General features: G+C 63.6%; 13 protein-coding genes, 2 tRNA genes and 1 riboswitch. Of the genes, 3 read left to right on the forward strand and 12 right to left on the reverse strand.

Features of this window, described 5'->3' with window-relative positions; genetic code table 11:
• The first annotated feature begins 230 nt into the window (after positions 1–230).
• From ACVOK8_RS10855 to pnuC, 3 genes are all read left to right on the forward strand, one after another.
• Positions 231–1,367: a phosphotransferase enzyme family protein gene (locus ACVOK8_RS10855; protein WP_481566818.1), complete on the forward strand. Its 1,137-nt coding sequence runs from the start codon at positions 231–233 to the stop codon at positions 1,365–1,367.
• Positions 1,368–1,410: 43 nt separating this feature from the next.
• Positions 1,411–1,506: riboswitch (TPP riboswitch) on the forward strand.
• A 69-nt stretch (positions 1,507–1,575) separates the two neighbouring features.
• Positions 1,576–3,750, forward strand: a complete 2,175-nt coding sequence (locus tag ACVOK8_RS10860) for a TonB-dependent receptor (RefSeq protein ID WP_481566819.1) — start codon at positions 1,576–1,578, stop codon at positions 3,748–3,750.
• Positions 3,747–4,343: a nicotinamide riboside transporter PnuC gene (gene pnuC / locus ACVOK8_RS10865; RefSeq protein WP_481566820.1), complete on the forward strand. Its 597-nt coding sequence runs from the start codon at positions 3,747–3,749 to the stop codon at positions 4,341–4,343. The genes ACVOK8_RS10860 and pnuC overlap by 4 nt, the downstream gene beginning before the upstream one ends.
• A gap of 134 nt (positions 4,344–4,477) precedes the next feature.
• On the opposite strand, the gene ACVOK8_RS10870 is transcribed toward pnuC, so the two are convergent.
• From ACVOK8_RS10870 to ACVOK8_RS10925, 12 genes are all read right to left on the reverse strand, one after another.
• A tRNA-Gly gene (locus tag ACVOK8_RS10870) sits at positions 4,478–4,553 on the reverse strand.
• A 57-nt stretch (positions 4,554–4,610) separates the two neighbouring features.
• Positions 4,611–4,686: transfer RNA gene (locus ACVOK8_RS10875), tRNA-Gly, on the reverse strand.
• 48 nt (positions 4,687–4,734) lie between these two features.
• The gene (gene pgsA / locus ACVOK8_RS10880) at positions 4,735–5,349 is read right to left on the reverse strand and encodes a CDP-diacylglycerol--glycerol-3-phosphate 3-phosphatidyltransferase (RefSeq protein WP_481532043.1); all 615 of its coding nucleotides are present in this window, start codon (positions 5,347–5,349) and stop codon (positions 4,735–4,737) included.
• 7 nt (positions 5,350–5,356) lie between these two features.
• Complete coding sequence (uvrC, locus tag ACVOK8_RS10885; RefSeq protein WP_481566821.1) at positions 5,357–7,204, reverse strand: excinuclease ABC subunit UvrC; 1,848 nt, start codon at positions 7,202–7,204, stop codon at positions 5,357–5,359.
• Positions 7,201–8,616, reverse strand: coding sequence for a hypothetical protein (locus ACVOK8_RS10890; protein ID WP_481566822.1), 1,416 nt, complete (start codon positions 8,614–8,616; stop codon positions 7,201–7,203). Before ACVOK8_RS10890 ends, uvrC begins: the two co-directional genes overlap by 4 nt.
• Positions 8,613–9,104 carry a low molecular weight protein-tyrosine-phosphatase gene (locus ACVOK8_RS10895; RefSeq protein ID WP_481566823.1) on the reverse strand — a complete coding sequence of 164 codons (492 nt, stop codon included), beginning with the start codon at positions 9,102–9,104 and terminating at the stop codon, positions 8,613–8,615. Before ACVOK8_RS10895 ends, ACVOK8_RS10890 begins: the two co-directional genes overlap by 4 nt.
• Positions 9,101–9,874 carry a 3-deoxy-manno-octulosonate cytidylyltransferase gene (gene kdsB / locus ACVOK8_RS10900; RefSeq protein ID WP_481566824.1) on the reverse strand — a complete coding sequence of 258 codons (774 nt, stop codon included), beginning with the start codon at positions 9,872–9,874 and terminating at the stop codon, positions 9,101–9,103. Before kdsB ends, ACVOK8_RS10895 begins: the two co-directional genes overlap by 4 nt.
• 36 nt (positions 9,875–9,910) lie before the next feature.
• Entirely contained in the window at positions 9,911–10,933 is a 1,023-nt protein-coding gene (lpxK, locus tag ACVOK8_RS10905; protein ID WP_481566825.1) for a tetraacyldisaccharide 4'-kinase, read from the reverse strand.
• Positions 10,933–12,678 carry a lipid A export permease/ATP-binding protein MsbA gene (gene msbA, locus ACVOK8_RS10910; RefSeq protein WP_481566826.1) on the reverse strand — a complete coding sequence of 582 codons (1,746 nt, stop codon included), beginning with the start codon at positions 12,676–12,678 and terminating at the stop codon, positions 10,933–10,935. The genes lpxK and msbA overlap by 1 nt, the downstream gene beginning before the upstream one ends.
• A complete protein-coding gene (locus ACVOK8_RS10915) occupies positions 12,675–13,097 on the reverse strand; it encodes an ExbD/TolR family protein (protein ID WP_481532050.1) in 423 nt (140 codons plus the stop codon). The genes msbA and ACVOK8_RS10915 overlap by 4 nt, the downstream gene beginning before the upstream one ends.
• A gap of 4 nt (positions 13,098–13,101) precedes the next feature.
• Positions 13,102–13,764, reverse strand: a complete 663-nt coding sequence (locus ACVOK8_RS10920; RefSeq protein WP_481566827.1) for a MotA/TolQ/ExbB proton channel family protein — start codon at positions 13,762–13,764, stop codon at positions 13,102–13,104.
• 3 nt (positions 13,765–13,767) lie between these two features.
• Positions 13,768–16,083: a DNA internalization-related competence protein ComEC/Rec2 gene (locus ACVOK8_RS10925; RefSeq protein ID WP_481566828.1), complete on the reverse strand. Its 2,316-nt coding sequence runs from the start codon at positions 16,081–16,083 to the stop codon at positions 13,768–13,770.
• Positions 16,084–16,700 lie beyond the last annotated feature (617 nt).

Below are 16,700 nucleotides of genomic sequence, written 5' to 3' on the forward strand. Positions count from 1 at the left end.
TTCCTCAGGGTGGGTTTGCCTTGTTTATAGTTATTCTAAATCCGTTCAGCGCCCACCCCTGCGCGGCTGTTCTTTTAGTGTCACGCCCTTCCCCTCGTATGGCGCGCCACTACCTGGCTGCTTTACCGGGAAGGCCCCTACCGAGCATGGCTCGGCACTACATTCTGCAGCCTTGGCGGAGCTGACGTACCATCGCGCCTCCCTCGCAACCCCAATCCCACCCTGTCCTGATGACCCAGCAATCACACCGCGTGCAAGGCCTGAACAATGATGAGGTGGCCGCCGACTGGCCCGCCATCAATGCGACCGAGCTTGCCTGGCTGGGTGATCGCTACCCGCAGCTGGACGCGGGCAGCACCCTGCTTTGGCACAGCCCGCGCCCGATGTCGGCCGCAGCTATTGTTCAGGGCTCGCACAGCAAGGTTTTCGTCAAACGGCACCATCGACTGGTCCGTAGCGCTGCTTGCCTGCAGGAAGAGCATCACTTCATCACCCACCTCGCCAAGGCAGGGGTGCCGGTTACCCAGCTCCTGCATAGCCACGATGACCAGACCGCCATCGAACATGGCGACTGGACCTACGAGCTGCACGCCGTGGCCGATGGACAGGACCTGTACCGGGATGCCCCATCGTGGACGCTGCTGACCGAAGTCGAACGCGCGCGCGCTGCCGGCCGCATGCTGGCCACCCTGCACCGCGCCTCCTCCAGTTATCACGCACCCCAGCGCAGCACCCACTTGCTGGTCGCACGTGATGAGCTGATCCGTGCGGAAGATCCGATCGCAACCCTCAAGGCCGATCTCGGCATCCGACCCGGGCTGGCCCGCTACTTGTCGCGGATTCCCTGGGAGCAACAACTGCAGCGCAGCGTCATGCCTTGGCACACCGGACTGGCAGCGCGCCTGCAGGCCGAACCTCGACTCTGGGCGCACAACGACTGGCATGTTTCCAACCTGCTGTGGGGCCACGACGACAACGCGATGCAGGTCAGCAGCGTGCTCGATTTCGGCCTGGCCTCCCCGACCAGCGCCCTGTTCGACCTGGCCACCGCCATCGAACGCAACGCCGTGGCCTGGCTGGAACTGGAGCGCGGCGCCGAGGCTGTCCGTATCGATATCGCATTGGCCGTGCTCGACGGCTACCGCGAAGTACTGCCGCTGTCGGCCGAACGGGTACACCTGCTGGCCGACCTGTTGCCCATGGTGCATTTCGACTTTGCACTGTCCGAAGTCGAGTATTTCGAAGGTGTTACCGGCTCTACCGCCAATGCCGATGTCGCCTGGCAGCCATTCATGCTTGGCCACCCCGAGTGGTTCGCCAGCCAGCACGGCCAGGCCTTGTTGCAGGCGCTGCACGCCGCCGCCTGAAGCGGCTCGACTCGCAAATCATTCGCATTTGTAGTGAAATGGCGCCCTGAAGCGGGGGTGCCTGGATTTGCCAGGCTGAGAGAGTCCCTTGGAACCTGATCCGGTTTGCACCGGCGTAGGGAGCTTTGAGCAGCAGCCGCAGCGCCGTCATTGGCGCTGCGCATGCGCGCCTTCGCTTCGTCTCCCTTGTTGCCTGAAGACGAATCGAATGAACCGCTGCCTGCGCCCCACGTTGCTGTCTCTCGCCCTGAGCACCGCCCTGCCGCTGTACGCCAGCGACACCGGCCTTGATGCTGCTGCCGAACACTCCCCGACCGAACTGGCCGCCGTACGCGTACAGGCCCGTCAGCCGGAAGCAGACAATTCCCGCGCCAACAGCTTTGGCAGCGGCGACTGGAAAAGTACGCCGGCATCGATGAACGTGTTGGACCGCGACTTCCTTGACCACCAACAGGTGCGTTCGCTGTCCGAGCTGGCCAGCAATGACGCCTCGCTGGGTGATGCCTACGCGCCCGTCGGTTATTACCAGAACGTCGCCATCCGCGGCTTCGCGCTGGACACCGCCACCGGCTACCGCTTCAACGGCATGTCGATTGCCGGCGAACAGCGTCTGGCACTGGAGAACCTGCAGTCGGTGGAAGTGCTCAAGGGCGAAGCTGGTCTGGCGGCCGGTGTGATGGCGCCGGGCGGCATCATCAACTACGTCGGCAAGCGGCCGGCGGAAGTACGCACCGCCACCCTCGGCACCGACAACGAAGGCTCGCGCTATGCCGCCATCGACGTCGGCCACTGGCTGACCCCGCGCATCGGCCTGCGCTTCAACGCCGCCTGGGACGACAGCAGTTCCTATATCGAACATGCCGATGGCCGCCGCAATTTCTATTCGCTGGCGACCGACTGGCTGATCGGTGAGCGCGGCAAGCTCGAAGTGGACGCCAATTACCAGACCAGCGCGCAGCGCTCGGCATCCGGCTATCAGTTGCTGGGCGGGAGTGAACTGCCGACCGGCGTGGATCGCGAACACATGCTCGGCTACCAGCCGTGGCAGACGCCGGTAGGCATTGCCAGCACCAATATCACCGCGCTGCACACCTACGACTTCAACGCCAATTGGCAATCCCGCGTTGCCGTCAGCCACAGCCGCACGGTGATCGATGACAACGTCGCCTTCGCCTACGGCTGCTACTACGCCGCGCAATGCGCCGATGGCAGCGTGCCCGGCAATTACTTCGCGCCTAACGGCGATTACGACATCTACGACTACCGCAGCCCGGACGACACCCGCCGCAATCAGGAACTGCGCGCCGAGCTGCGCGGCAGCTTCGACACCGGCAACGTCGGCCATCAGCTGACCGTGGGTGCTGACCAGTTCCGTCGCACCGTCGACAAGCGCCGCAACGTCAACGAGTACGTAGGCACGGTCAACATCCATGACAAGCAACTGCCAGAGTTCGAGCCTTCGCCGCTGATGCCGGGCGCTTCCGCACGTCGCCTGGACAGCCGCCAGACCGCGGTATTCGCACTGGATCGCATCCAGCTCAATGAAGACTGGCAGTGGCTGGCCGGCGGTCGCTACGTGCGCCTGGACGAACGCGCCTACGACAAGCGCGGCAACCCACAACGTCGCAGCCGTCTATCGCGCTTCCTGCCGCAGACCGCGCTGATGTGGAAAGCCAGCGACAACATCAATGCCTACGCCAGCTATGTCGAAGGCATCTCGCTCGGCCAGGAAGCACCGTTCTGGACCGCCAATGCCGATACCTTCCTGCCGGCAGTTCAATCACGCCAGCTCGAAATCGGCGTGAAGTACGCAAGCAGCGAGCAGCTGACGCTGGGCGCAGCACTGTTCCGCACCACCCAGCCCTACCAGTACGCAAAGCCCGATGACAGCGGCGTCGGCTACACCTTCGTCGAGGAGGGCAAGCAGGCGCACGTCGGTCTGGAGCTGACCGCCAACGGCCAGCTCACCGATGCACTGCAGATCGTCGCCAGCGCCAGCGTGTTGCAGGCACGGGCACGCGACACCGGCACGCCGAGCTACGAAGGCCACCAGCTGGTCAACGTGCCCAAGCTGCGCACCAGCGTGCACCTGAGCTATGCACTGCCCTTCGCTGAAGGGCTGGACCTGACCGGTGGCTGGCGTTACGCCTCGGCCAACACCGCACGCGCTGATGGTGCAGTTCGCGCACCGAGTTACAACGTGTTCGATGCCGGGCTGCGCTTCCAGCACCAGCTACAGGGCCACGCAGTGAGCTGGAACCTGTCAGTGGACAATGTATTCAACCGCTTCTACTGGCGCGATACCGGTAGCAGCATGGGCGACTACTACCTGTTCCCGGGCGCACCGCGGCAGGCTCGCGTGTCGGTGAGCTTCGCGCTGTGAACAGCGCAACGCTCGAATGGTCGGCCGCGCTATGCAGCATTCTCGGCGTCTGGTTGATGGCGCAACGGCGAATGCTTGCATGGCCGGTCGGCCTGTTGTCGGTTGCACTGTATGCATTGGTGTTCGCCGAGGCCAAGTTGTACTCGGACACGCTGCTGCAGCTCGCCTTTGCCGTTTTCCTCGTCTATGGCTGGATCAACTGGCGGCGCCACGCCGCCGACGAAGGCAGCGTGCGTATCGTGCCCTTGTCACGCAGCAAGATGCTGCGTGACCTGGGCATCGGCCTGCTCGGCGGCGTCGCTCTTGGCGCCGGCATGCACAGCTTCACCGATGCCTCGCTGCCGTGGCTGGACGCGATGCTGACCGGATTGAGCCTGGTCGCGCAGTGGTGGCAGGCACGCCGTCATACCGCCACTTGGTGGCTATGGATCGTGGTCGACGTGGTCTACGTGGGCGCGTATCTGTTCAAGTCACTGCATGTGACTGCGGCGCTGTATGTGTTCTTCCTCGGCCTTGCCGTGGTCGGGCTGCGTGCATGGACTGCAGCGGCGCACACCCCGGCTGCGGAACCCGCTGCGCACGGCGCGCGCTGAGCGCCCCGTCGCATCGCCACTGAGGCCGACACCGGCAGCAGTGGCTGCAAGCAAAAACACTGGACAATAAAAAAGCCCCGTCAGGGGCTTTTTCCTTACCTGCAGATATCACATGGAGTCTGCCGGTCATTATCTGGAGCGGGAAACGAGACTCGAACTCGCGACCTCAACCTTGGCAAGGTTGCGCTCTACCAACTGAGCTATTCCCGCGGATTGAATGCAGCATCTGCTAAACAGAGCACCAACATTCGAGATGTATTGCAAGACTGGAGCGGGAAACGAGACTCGAACTCGCGACCTCAACCTTGGCAAGGTTGCGCTCTACCAACTGAGCTATTCCCGCTTGGGAGGCGAAATTCTACATGCATTGGCTACAGTGTCAACAGCCCGTTCACTTTTTTACCGCACCATTGCGGGCGGCTTTTTCATCTTCACGCAGGCTCGGCCAAGCCGCACGCAGGTACTGCAGGGCAGACACCAGAGTCAGCAAAGCGGCGATGGCCAACATCCAGTCACCAATATGGAAAACCGGCTCGCCCATCCAGATGGTTTTGTACGAGGTATTGGGCGATACCGAGTACAACAGGCACAGCAGCGCTACCATCTGCGCGGTGGTCTTGACCTTGCCGATCATCGCCACCCGCACCTTGGCGCGCTGGCCGATCTCGGCCATCCACTCGCGCAATGCCGACACTGCGATTTCACGGCCAACAATCACCGCCGCCCAGAACGCCATCCACGGCGTTGGGTGCCCCTGCACGATCAGGAACAAGGCCACCGCCACCATCAATTTGTCCGCCACCGGATCAAGGAACGCGCCGAAAGCCGAATGCTGCTCGTACTTGCGCGCCACCCAGCCGTCCAGCCAATCGGTGATCGCAGCCAGGCCGAAAATCGCCGCCGAGGCGAAGTTGGTCCAGGCATAGGGCAGGTAGAACACCAGCACCAGCACCGGGATCATCATGATCCGCAGCAAGGTCAGCCAGGTGGGGATGGTCAATTTCATTACAAACTTACTCCGCCGCCGGATCGGGTACCGACAGACCATGAAGGTTAGCGTAGATACGCGCAGCGAGGGCAGCATTGATGCCTTCCACACGGGCGATTTCAGCCTCACCTGCCGCCTTCAAACCGGCAATCCCACCGAAATGCTTGAGCAGACTGGCGCGCCGGCGCGGGCCGATACCGGGAATATCTTCGAGTTTGCTGGTCATGCGCGCCTTCTGGCGACGCCCGCGGTGACCGGTAATGGCAAACCGATGGGCCTCGTCACGCACCTGCTGGATGAACTGCAGGGCCGGTGACGCCGCGCCAGGGCGCAGCTCGCGACCATCAGGCAGCACCAGCGCTTCGTGCCCGGCACGGCGCTCCACGCCCTTGGCCACGCCTACGAGCATCACCCCTTCCACGCCGAGGTCAGCCAGCGCCGCCTGTGCCTGTGCCAACTGTCCGGCACCGCCGTCGATCAGCAATACGTCCGGCAACACCCCACCCTCTTCCACCGCCCGGCGGAAGCGCCGGTCGATGGCCTGGCGCATAGCGGCGTAATCGTCGCCCGGCTCGATGCCACTGATGTTGTAGCGCCGATACTGCGCGCGCACCGGGCCGGCGGCATCGAACACCACGCACGAGGCCACCGTGGCCTCACCCATGGTGTGACTGATATCGAAGCACTCCACGCGCTTGACCGGCTCGGCCATCCCCAGCATCTCGCGCACCGCTTCGCTGCGCGCCTGCTGCGCACCGGCGCTGTCCATCTCGGCCACCAGAGTGATCTGCGCGTTGCGACTGGCCAGCTCCACGTAACCGGCGCGTTCGCCGCGCACGTTCCACTTCAAGGCCACCTTGCGCTCGGCCGAGGCACTGAGCGCAGCCTCGATCATCTCCGCATCAGGAATCTGCCGATCCAACAGCACTTCCGCTGGCGGCTCATGTTCGACGTAGTACTGCGAGACAAACGCTGCCAACACTTCCTCAGCACTGTCTTCGCCATTGGTACGCGGGAAGAACGCGCGCGTGCCCAGGTTGCGACCATCACGGAACGCCAGCAGCATCACGCAGGCGCTGGCGCCTTGGGTTGCGCAGGCCAGCACATCCAGGTCGGCAGCGCGTCCATCCACGTATTGGCGGTTCTGCATGCTGCGCAGTGAAGCGACCAGATCACGTAGTCGCGCGGCACGCTCGAACTCCAGCGCATCGCTGGCCTGCTGCATCGCCTGCATCAACTCCTCGGCAAGCTGATCGCTCTTGCCTTCCAGGAACATCGCCGCGCGCCGCACCGATTCGTCGTATTCGGCCTGCGGCACAAGCTCCACGCAGGGCGCGCTGCAACGGCCGATCTGGTACTGCAGGCAGGGCCGTGAGCGGTTGCGGAACACGCTGTCCTCGCAGCTGCGCAGCTTGAACAGCTTGTGCATCAGATTCAATGTTTCGCGCACCGCACCGACGCCCGGATACGGCCCGTAGTAACGCCCGGGCAGCGCACGCGGCCCGCGATGCAGCGCAATCCGCGGCCATTGCTCACGGGTCAGCAACACCTGCGGGTAGGTTTTGTCGTCACGCAGCGAAACGTTGTAGCGCGGATTCAGCGACTTGATCAGCTGGTTTTCCAGCAGCAGCGCTTCAGCCTCGGTACGGGTAACGGTGGCATCCATGCGCGCCACCTGCGACAACATCATCATGATGCGCCGGCTCTTCGGCGACCCATTGAAATAGCTACCTACCCGCTTGCGCAGCGCGCCCGCTTTGCCGACGTACAGCAAGGTGTCGTCGGCGGCGTACATCCGGTACACACCTGGCGCAGTACTCAGCGCCGCAGCGAAGGCCTTGCCATCGAATTCATTGGCAACTACGGCGGTCATCCTTCAATCGGCACTTCACTCAGTTCGCCGCTGAGTGGATCAAAACGCAGCACTGCGTGCGCGTCGGCTTCGGCAATCCAGATCGCGCCTGCAGCCACCGCCAACGCGGCCGGTCCATGCAGACGACGCGGCAGATTGACCGTGGACAGATCACCGCCACCCAGGCGCAGGGTACGCAGCGAACCATTGCCGGCATCGGCAATCCACAACAGTGGCGAATCCGGCCCCATTGCCAAGGCCAACGGATACTGCAGACGTGCACGCAGACGTGGGCCATCAACATTGCCCGACTCCCACGGCCCCTGCCCGACCAGGGTCTGCACCAGGTCGCCACGCAGCTGTACCGAACGGATCGCCGAGCCCAGCGCATCGCAGACATACAGCGTCTGCTGGACCGCAACCAGACTGCAGGGCTGCGCGAATGCGGCCAGATGGCCACTGCCATCGCGCACTTCCACAGCGCCGGCACCGGCACGCCAGCGTAGCTCGCGCGTGCCCAGGTCATAGCTCCAGATGTGATTGTCACCGGCCATCGCGATATGGACCTGATTGTCCGCCACCGCCACTGCTGCCGGGTAATTGAGCGGGCTGTCCCAGGGCTGGGCCAGCACGCCGGCACGCGGATCGCCGGCGCGGCCATTGCCACACAGGGTATCCACCTGCCCGCTGATCAGATTGATGCTGCGCAGGGCATGGTTGCCGGTATCGGCCACGTACAGGATCTCGCGCACAAGCGCCAAGCCCTGCGGACGATTGAAGGCTGCCTCGCCGGTACCGCCATTGATCAGATCGGCGCTGCCCAGACCGAACTGGCGCAGCACACGACCATCATGGTTGCACTCAAGAATCCGGTGATGGCCGGTGTCGGACACGTACAGACGATCTGCCGTAGCTACCAGACCGGCCGGGAACAGCAGCGGCAGGCGCGGCTCGGCGTTGATCTCGCGGACGCCGTAGGCGTCGTCGTCCAGCTGACGCATCACGCCTTCACCCAGGCTGTTCAAGGCCCGCTCCAGATCACCGGTCGCGCCGACCAGTCGCTCCTGTTCCTGCCCATAGGCATCGAGCATCAACAAGGTTGGCCAGGACTGCACGTCAAACCGGCGCCAGGCATCCCACTGCGCGTCCAGCACGACCGGCGCGCTGATGCCGTGCCGACGCAGCAATTTCAATGCATGTTGCGGCTCGCGCTCGAACTCGAAGCGCGGCACCTGCACCACCAGCAGCTGCACCTTGCCAGGGTTGCGTGCCTGCCAGCGCATGACCTCGGCCAGCCGTTGCATGCACCACACCGAGGCGCCGTTGACGAAGGCCAGCACCAGCGGGCGGCCGCGCATGTCCTGCAGGGTCGCAGGCGCTGCGTTCAGCCAGATACCAGACGTGGGCAGTTCCGTTACGCGGGTTTCGTTCATGCAGGGATTATGCCGGAGTCATCGCGCCGCGACAGGCGGCGCACTGTGGCTTGGGCCGCAGTATCGAGCAGTGCCCAGCTGTGCTCGAAATCTGCCATGTCACCGTAATAGGGGTCCGGCACCACATCTGCCCCGTCAATGCCCGCCCACGGCAGCCATAACACCGCACGCGCTTCGAACCCGGCCGGCGCCAGCTCCCGGGCATTACGCAGATTGTCGCCATCAGCGCACAGGATCAGGTCATATTCCTCGAAATCCTCGGCCAGGAGCTGACGGGCACGTTGAGCGGAGATGTCCACGCCGTGCTGGCGGGCGCAGGCAACGGCACGTGGATCCGGGCCGCGCCCGGCATGCCAATGGCCCGAAGTGCCAGCCGAATCGACCTGAACCCAACTACCCAGCCCTGCCTCGGCGATCCGCGCACACAAAGCACCTTCGCCCATCGGCGAGCGGCAGATATTGCCCAGGCAGACCACCAGCAGCTTCATTGCGCCGCCTTCATCTGCGCCTCGGCGCGGTGCAGATCTTCCGGGGTGTCGATTCCTGGCGGGAACGGCGCTGGCGACAAGGCCACCGCGATGCGAAAACCAGCTTCCAGCACCCGCAGCTGCTCCAGCGATTCGATCCGCTCCAGATTGCCGGGCGGCATGGCGGCAAACTGCTGCAGGAAACCGGCCCGGTAGCCGTAGATACCGATGTGCCGCAGCCACTGCCCCGTCGGCAGCACATCGCGACTGCTGGCGAAGCCGTCGCGATGCCACGGAATCGGCGCGCGGCTGAAGTACAGGGCGTCCCCCTGCTCGGTCCGCACGAGTTTGACCACATTGGGATCAAACAAGGTCGGGGCATCCTCCACCAGCGTTGCCAGCGTCGACATCGGCGCGCCGCTGTCGGCGAGAATTCTTGCCACCGTTTGTATGCCCGCGGCCGGAGCGAACGGCTCGTCGCCCTGCAGGTTCACCACGATCACATCCTCGGCCCAACCGGCTTGGCGCGCGCATTCGGCCAGACGGTCGGTACCGGAGGCATGGGCGGGGTCTGTCATCGCCACATGGATGCCAGGCAATCCCGCCACCGCCTGCGCGATACGCGCATCGTCGGTGGCAACCCAGACTTCGCGGGCACCCGCGGCCAGGGCGCGACGCGCCACGTGCAGCACCATTGGTTCTCCGGCGATCAGCGCCAACGGCTTACCGGGCAAGCGCGTGGATGCATAACGCGCCGGAATGGCCACCACGAATTCGGGAACAGCGCTCATCTCAACTCCTTCCAGCATGCGCAACAACGGCCTGTCTCAGCCGCGGGAAAGCTTACCCAAGCGGTCCAGTAAGGCCACCCAGAATGCTGCCGGCAACTCGGCCTGCAACGGCACCGCGTAGTGCCACGCCGTGGCGAAGCCCTGGCATTTGACTGCGTCTTTTTCGGTCATCAATACCGGCAACTCGCTGCCGAAGGAAAGATCTTCCGCCGTATAGCGATGATGGTCGGCAAAGGCATGCGGCACCACGCCGATATCGCGGCTGCGCAGCATCTGGAAAAACCGCTGCGGATTGGCGATGCCGGCCACCGCGTGTACGCGCAGCCCCGCAAATGCCTTCAAGGGCTTGTCGCGACCGCCCTTCAGCGGCCGCGCCGATTCGATGGACAGACGCATCGCCCACTCGCCAAAACCGGCGTCTTCCGCCTGGGTGGATGCATCGCTGGTCTGTCCTAGATTGACCACACGGAAGTCACACTGCGCTGCGCGTGACCTCGGCTCGCGCAGCGGCCCGGCCGGCAGCAGCCGACCGTTGCCATAGCGGCGCACTGCGTCCACCACTTCGATTTCGATATCGCGCGCCAAGCGGTAGTGCTGCAGGCCATCATCGCAGACCACCACATCGCAGCCGGCATCGAGCAAAGCCTTGGCCGCCGCGACCCGATCCTTGTCCACCCGCACCGGCACGCCGGTCTTCCAGGCAATCAGCACCGGCTCATCGCCGCCCAGGCGCACGTCCATATCGGCGGTGACCCAACGCGCCGTATCGGCCTCATCGCGACCATAACCGCGACTGGCAACACCGGGCTTCCAACCCGCTTCACGCAGGCGGTTGACCAGTTCGATGGTCAGCGGGGTCTTGCCGGTACCGCCGGCAGTGATATTGCCGACCACGATCACCGGCAGCGCTACCTGCCGGGCGCGCAGCCAGCCACGTCGGTACAGGCTGCGACGCAGACCGGTTACCGCGCCATACAGTGGTGCAACCAGTCGCGCCAGCAGTGGCACCGGCGCATCGCCATACCAGTAGGCCGGCGTTTGCGGTCCTTGCTTGGCCATCATTCCTGCCTATCGCGGAACTGCATGCTATGCAGGTGTTCGTACAAACCGCCCATTGCCAGTAATTCTGCATGGGTACCACGTTCAACAATGCGCCCCTGGTCCATCACCAACACCTGGTCGGCGTGCTCGATGGTAGACAGGCGATGGGCGATGACCAGCGTGGTGCGGTCTGGCATCAGCTTCTGCAGCGCGTCCTGTACCAGTCGCTCGGATTCGTTGTCCAAGGCAGCGGTGGCTTCATCCAGGATCAGGATTGGCGCGTCCTTGAGCATTGCGCGCGCAATCGCCAGGCGCTGACGCTGGCCGCCGGACAGACGACCGCCCTTTGCCCCAACCGGCGCATCCACGCCCTGCGGCAGCTGCTCGACGAACTCACTGGCATTTGCGCCTTCGATCGCCCGCTGCAGCGCCTCTGCGTCGCGCTCCTGCAACTCACCATAGGCGACGTTCTGCGCGATGCTGCCGTTGAACAAAGTGACCTGCTGGCCAACCAAGGCAATCTGCCGACGAAGATCGGCCAGCTTGTAGTCCTGCAACGGGTGACCGTCGAGCAGTATCTGACCGGCTTCAATTTCATAGAAGCGCGGGATCAACTTGATCAGGGTCGACTTGCCACTGCCGGAACGTCCAACGATGGCGGTTACCGTGCCAGGCTTGGCGATGAAGCTGACGTCTTCCAGCGCCGGCTTGGTCTGCCCTACATAGCGGGCAGTGACATGACGGAACTCCAACAGGCCCTTGGCGCGCTGCAGCGGAACAATGCCGCTGTCGACTTCATCTTCGGCATCCAGCACGACGAACAGACGCTGTGCCGAGGCAATGCCACGCTGGGTCATGTTCTGCACGTTGGTCAGCTGTTTCAATGCGGGAATGATCGCCAGCATCGCCATCAACAGACCGACGAAATCCCCCACTGTCAGCCGCCCTGCAGCTGCTTCGTGACCAGCGATAAGCAGCAGCGCAGCCAGGCCGACTGCACCGATCAACTGCACCATGCTGGAAGAAATGCTGCGCGTAGCCTCAACTTTCATCGCCAATCGCAGATTGGTATTTGCCAACCCGGTATAGCGATCCAACTCGGCCGGCTGCGCACCGTAGATCTTCACTTCCTGATGGCTGGACAGCGCTTGGTCGGCTGACTGCAACAGATCCGCACCGCTCTCCTGGATACGGTGACTGATGCGCCGGTAGCGCTTGGCCACAATGTTCATCACCCAGGCCAGAGGCGGTGCCAGCACGAAGATCGCAAGCGTCACCTGCCAGCTGTAGTACAGCATCACTGCCAACGAACCCAGCGCCTGCAGTGATTGCTGCAGCACCACCTTCATCGCATCAATCGCAGCCTGTGCCACCTGGTCGCTGTCCGAGCCCAGCCGTACCAACATCGATGGCACTGGCTCCGAGTCAAAGCGCTGTCCCGGCAGCCGCAGGTACTTGCCCAGCACCAGCACCCGGAAATCACGGGCGATGCTGCGTGCAGCTTTGCCCATGCCCATGTCGGTCAGATAACCGGCCACACCACGCAGCAGGAACAAACCAATGACGGCCAACGGCATCCACTGGTTGATGTCCTTCGGGTTCACCAGACTGTTGGTGATCGGGCTCATCAAGATCAGGAAGCCACTGCCTGCACCGGCCTCGATCAACATGCCCAGGCCTGCCATCAACAACAGCGCCCGATAGGGCTTGGCGGAGCTCAACAAGCGCTTGTAAATCTTCCAGGCCGATTCGTTATCACTCATTGCTTGGCCTCCGGTGCGGTTGCAATCGCAATCCGGCGAAAGCCGAGTTGACCCAAGGCATCCTGCGCTGTCACCACGGCCTGATAGGGCGTGCGCGCATCAGCCCGCAGCAACACTGTCTGCTCACGATCGGCACCGGCCAACTGCGCGATGATCTGCTTCAACGATTCGATGTCGGTGCGCAGCACTTCCTGATCGTTGACGAAGTAACGACCATCGGCATTGACCAATACGCTCAGCGAGCTCTGCGGCGAGCTGGTCTTCTGGTCGCTGGCCGTGGGCAACTGCACCTGCAGCGTCGAGCGCGCATCAAAGGTGGTGGTGACCACAAAGAAGATGATCAGCACCAGGATCACATCGATCAATGGCACCAGATCGATATGCGGCTCATCCTGGGTGCTATTGCTACCAATCCGCATGGGTTCAGACCTTCTCGGTTGCCGCCGGACGCGGCGCGGCGGCCTTGCTGGCAGCCATCACCGCCGGCCGGCCATCAAGTGCATCCAGCAACGCACTGGCTTCCTGCTCCATCTCGATCACATAGCCATCGATCAGGCCACGGAAGTAACGATGGAACATCAAGGCCGGGATCGCCACCATCATGCCGGTTGCGGTACACACCAGCGCCTTGCCGATACCGCCAGCGAGCTGGCCGACATCGCCGACACCGTGATCGAGAATGCCCAGGAACATCTGGATCATGCCGACCACCGTGCCCAACAAGCCGAGCAACGGGCCAGCCGAGGCAATGGTGCCGAGGGCATTGAGGAAACGGCCCATCCGGTGCACCAGATGGCGGCCAGTGTCTTCGATACGCTCACGGATCTGGTCACGTGGGCGATTGCGCGCCTCAAGCGCGGCCGCCAGCAATGCACCCAACGGCGAGTTGGCGCGCAGGGAGTCAATATGCGAGGCATCCAGCTTGCCGCGAGCGGCCCAGTTGCGGACCTCCTGACCCAGACCCGGCGGCAGCACCTCGTTACGGCGCAGGCTCCAGAAACGCTCCAGGACGATCGCCAACGCCAGCACGCCCAACAACAGCAACGGCACCATCGGCCATCCGCCGGCTTTGACCAATTCCCACACGTTTCAACCCTCCGGCGCCGTGGCCGCGTATTTGATGTCAGATAGGATAGCAGCCGCCCGCACCCGCTCAGCGGCGTCCCATAGCCTTGAACGCCAGATTCTGCGCTCACGCAACTGTAAACCCTCCCTGCCCAGCCAGACCTGTAGCGCCCCGCTCCCGGCCGTGGTCAGCACCTCGGCCCCGGAACGCTGCCAGCGCGCCACCACGTCACCCCGCGGGTGACCGAAGCGATTGCCATGGCCACTGGAGATCAGCGCCAGCCGCGCATCGGTTGCCGCGACAAAACGATGGCTGGAGGACCCTCCGCTGCCATGGTGGCCAACCAGCACAACATCAGCACGCAGCTTTGCCGGGATTTGCTTGAGCAGGCGCTGCTCGATCACCTCGCCGATGTCGCCGGTCAGCAAGGCCGCTCCATAAGCGCCCTGGACACGCAGCACGCAACTGGACTCATTGCCCAGATAGGGAAAACCTGGCGTGGGGTGTAGAAACTCAAACAGCACCCCGTCCCATTGCCAGGCCTGACCTGCCTCGCAGGTAGATTCGGCGTTTGTCCCCGAGCCCAGTCCTGGCGGCATCAATACCTGCGCAAGAGGCAGAACGCCCTGCACCGCCGCCAGTCCGCCGGCATGATCATGATCGCCATGACTGACCACCACCCGATCCAGACGCGGTACGCCCAAGGCACGCAATGCAGGCACCACCACCCGCTCGCCGGCATCAAAGCCATCAGCTACCGCCGGCCCGGTGTCGAACAGCAGTGTGTGCTGACTGGTACGCAGCAGCACTGCCAAGCCCTGCCCCACATCCAGCGTGACCAGCTCGAACTCGCCGGACTCGGGCTTGTCGCGCCATGGCAGGCATAGCGGCAACCACAGCAGAACGGCCAGGTACTTGCCCGGAACACCAGCCGGCAGCAACAGCCACACTGCCGCGAGCAATGCCAAAGGCAAGGCGAACCACACCGGCTCGGGCAGCCACCACAATGAATAGCGACCACTGCCCAGCAACTGGAACAGCGGCCAGCTCAGATCGAAGCACCATGCCGAGGCCCGCCAGGCCAGACCGCCCGCGTCACTGCAGACCGCCTCCAGTGCCGTACCGATCAGCGCCAGCGGCACCACGACCAGACTCCACCAGGGAATTGCGACCAGATTGGCCAATGGACCGATCGCCGAGGCCTGGCCGAACAACAGTACCGTCAGTGGCAACAGACCCAGCGTCGCAACGCGCTGCGCCGACAAAAACCCGCGCAGCCAATGTGTGCGCTCAGGCAGACACCACAGCAACCACGCCACCCCGGCAAAGCTCAGCCAGAAGCCAGCGGTCAACACCGACAATGGCGCCAGACACAGTACGAGCAATGCCGCCAAGGCCAATGCGCCAGCCACATCGACCGGCCTGCGCCCAAGTCGTGCCAGCACCACCACCGCAACCATCAACACGGTGCGCACCGTTGGCAAGCCGAACCCAGCCACTGCCGCGTACGTCGTTGCTCCAAACAACGCACCAATAGCAACAGCTTGCGGACGCGGGCAATAGCGGCCGCACCAAGGCAGCAGGCGCCAGAGCCCTGCCACCAACCATGCTGCGCACAGTGCAACCATGCCAACGTGAAACCCCGAGATTGCTATCAGATGGGTCAGGCCGGTTGCGCGCAGCACCTGCCAGTCGCCCTCGCCAAGACCGCGTGTATCGCCTAGCGCCAGGGCCTGAACATGGCGCGAGGACGCGGCCGGAACCTGTGCTGCGATCCGCGCGGCCATGCGTTCACGCCATGCTGCCAGGCCTGCAGCTGCAGCCAACCGTTGCGGTGCAGGCGAATGGCGCACGACTCCGTTGGCGGCAATGCCTTGCGCCAGGGCGTGTCTCTCGGCGTCAAAGCCACCGGGGTTGATCAGTCCTCGCGGTGCGCGCAGGCGCAGATTCAACCGCCAGCGTTCGCCCGCGTGCAGCTGCATTCGCGGACCGGACTCTGTCGCACCGAAGTCGTCGTACCAGGCGACCTGCGCCACGCGCCCGCGCAGGTCTGCAGGGAGATCAGCACCGGCATCCAAGCGTAGTTGGAAACGAGTACGGCGAACCTCATGCTGGGGAAGGCTGCTTACAACGCCAGTTACCGTGATTTCCTGCGCCTCCCTGTGTGCCACCAGTTGCTGATCCAAGCCCCAGCCTGCATGCAGGCAAGTCCAGCCCAAGCCGGCCAACATCGCGCCCAGCCAGCGACCGTTCGGAGCTGCGACCCATAACAAAACGCCTGCCGACAATGCTGCCCAGCGCAGCCAAGCCGGGGGCAAAGCTGGCGCCAGGATGGCCATGCAGATACCGGCCAGAAAACACGCAGCTACAGCCTTTCCGGCGAACGCGATGTTTGAGTGATGTTGAATCGCCTTGCCCGCACTTCGCCAAGCTGCCATATCCACTCCCGCTTGCACCTTGGGGAATGCTGGCAGGCGTGTGTTTGCACGCTATCGGCCGAAGCAGGTGATTGCGGATCAGGGATAGAGAGTGCCGGCTGTACACGCAGCCATGCTGCACTGGGTAAGGCCCGCAAAAATCCTGTAGAAGCGGCATCAGCCGCGAAGCTGGCAGCAATGAAACACCGGCTATACCTTCAATCTGGTCGGCTATCGGCTTCGCGGCTGATGCCGCTCCTACAAAACCTGATGAATTGTCGGGACAGTCCCTGCCGAGCATCGCTCGGCACTACAGGCCATGCTTCGCGGCTGCTGCCGCTCCTACAAAACCTGATGGATTGCCGGGAAAGCCTCTGCCGAGCATGGCTCGGCACTACGGGTGCTCGCGCGCCATGCTTTGTGGGAGCAGTGTCAGCCGCGAAGCTGGCAGTAACGAGACATCGGTGATGTCCGCAATCTGATCGACTATCGGCTTCGCGGCTGCTGCCGCTCCTACAAAACCTGATGGATTGTCGGGA

It is taken from the genome of Stenotrophomonas sp. STEN083 (assembly GCF_056759195.1).

Coding starts and splice junctions, on each gene's coding strand:
- ACVOK8_RS10890 (WP_481566822.1), bottom strand. CDS start 8,616: ATGAACGAAACCCGCGTAACGGAACTGCCCACGTCTGGTATCTGGCTG.
- ACVOK8_RS10915 (WP_481532050.1), bottom strand. CDS start 13,097: ATGCGGATTGGTAGCAATAGCACCCAGGATGAGCCGCATATCGATCTG.
- ACVOK8_RS10895 (WP_481566823.1), bottom strand. CDS start 9,104: ATGAAGCTGCTGGTGGTCTGCCTGGGCAATATCTGCCGCTCGCCGATG.
- ACVOK8_RS10855 (WP_481566818.1), top strand. CDS start 231: ATGACCCAGCAATCACACCGCGTGCAAGGCCTGAACAATGATGAGGTG.
- pgsA (WP_481532043.1), bottom strand. CDS start 5,349: ATGAAATTGACCATCCCCACCTGGCTGACCTTGCTGCGGATCATGATG.
- ACVOK8_RS10860 (WP_481566819.1), top strand. CDS start 1,576: ATGAACCGCTGCCTGCGCCCCACGTTGCTGTCTCTCGCCCTGAGCACC.
- msbA (WP_481566826.1), bottom strand. CDS start 12,678: ATGAGTGATAACGAATCGGCCTGGAAGATTTACAAGCGCTTGTTGAGC.
- ACVOK8_RS10925 (WP_481566828.1), bottom strand. CDS start 16,083: ATGGCCATCCTGGCGCCAGCTTTGCCCCCGGCTTGGCTGCGCTGGGCA.
- uvrC (WP_481566821.1), bottom strand. CDS start 7,204: ATGACCGCCGTAGTTGCCAATGAATTCGATGGCAAGGCCTTCGCTGCG.
- kdsB (WP_481566824.1), bottom strand. CDS start 9,874: ATGAGCGCTGTTCCCGAATTCGTGGTGGCCATTCCGGCGCGTTATGCA.
- lpxK (WP_481566825.1), bottom strand. CDS start 10,933: ATGGCCAAGCAAGGACCGCAAACGCCGGCCTACTGGTATGGCGATGCG.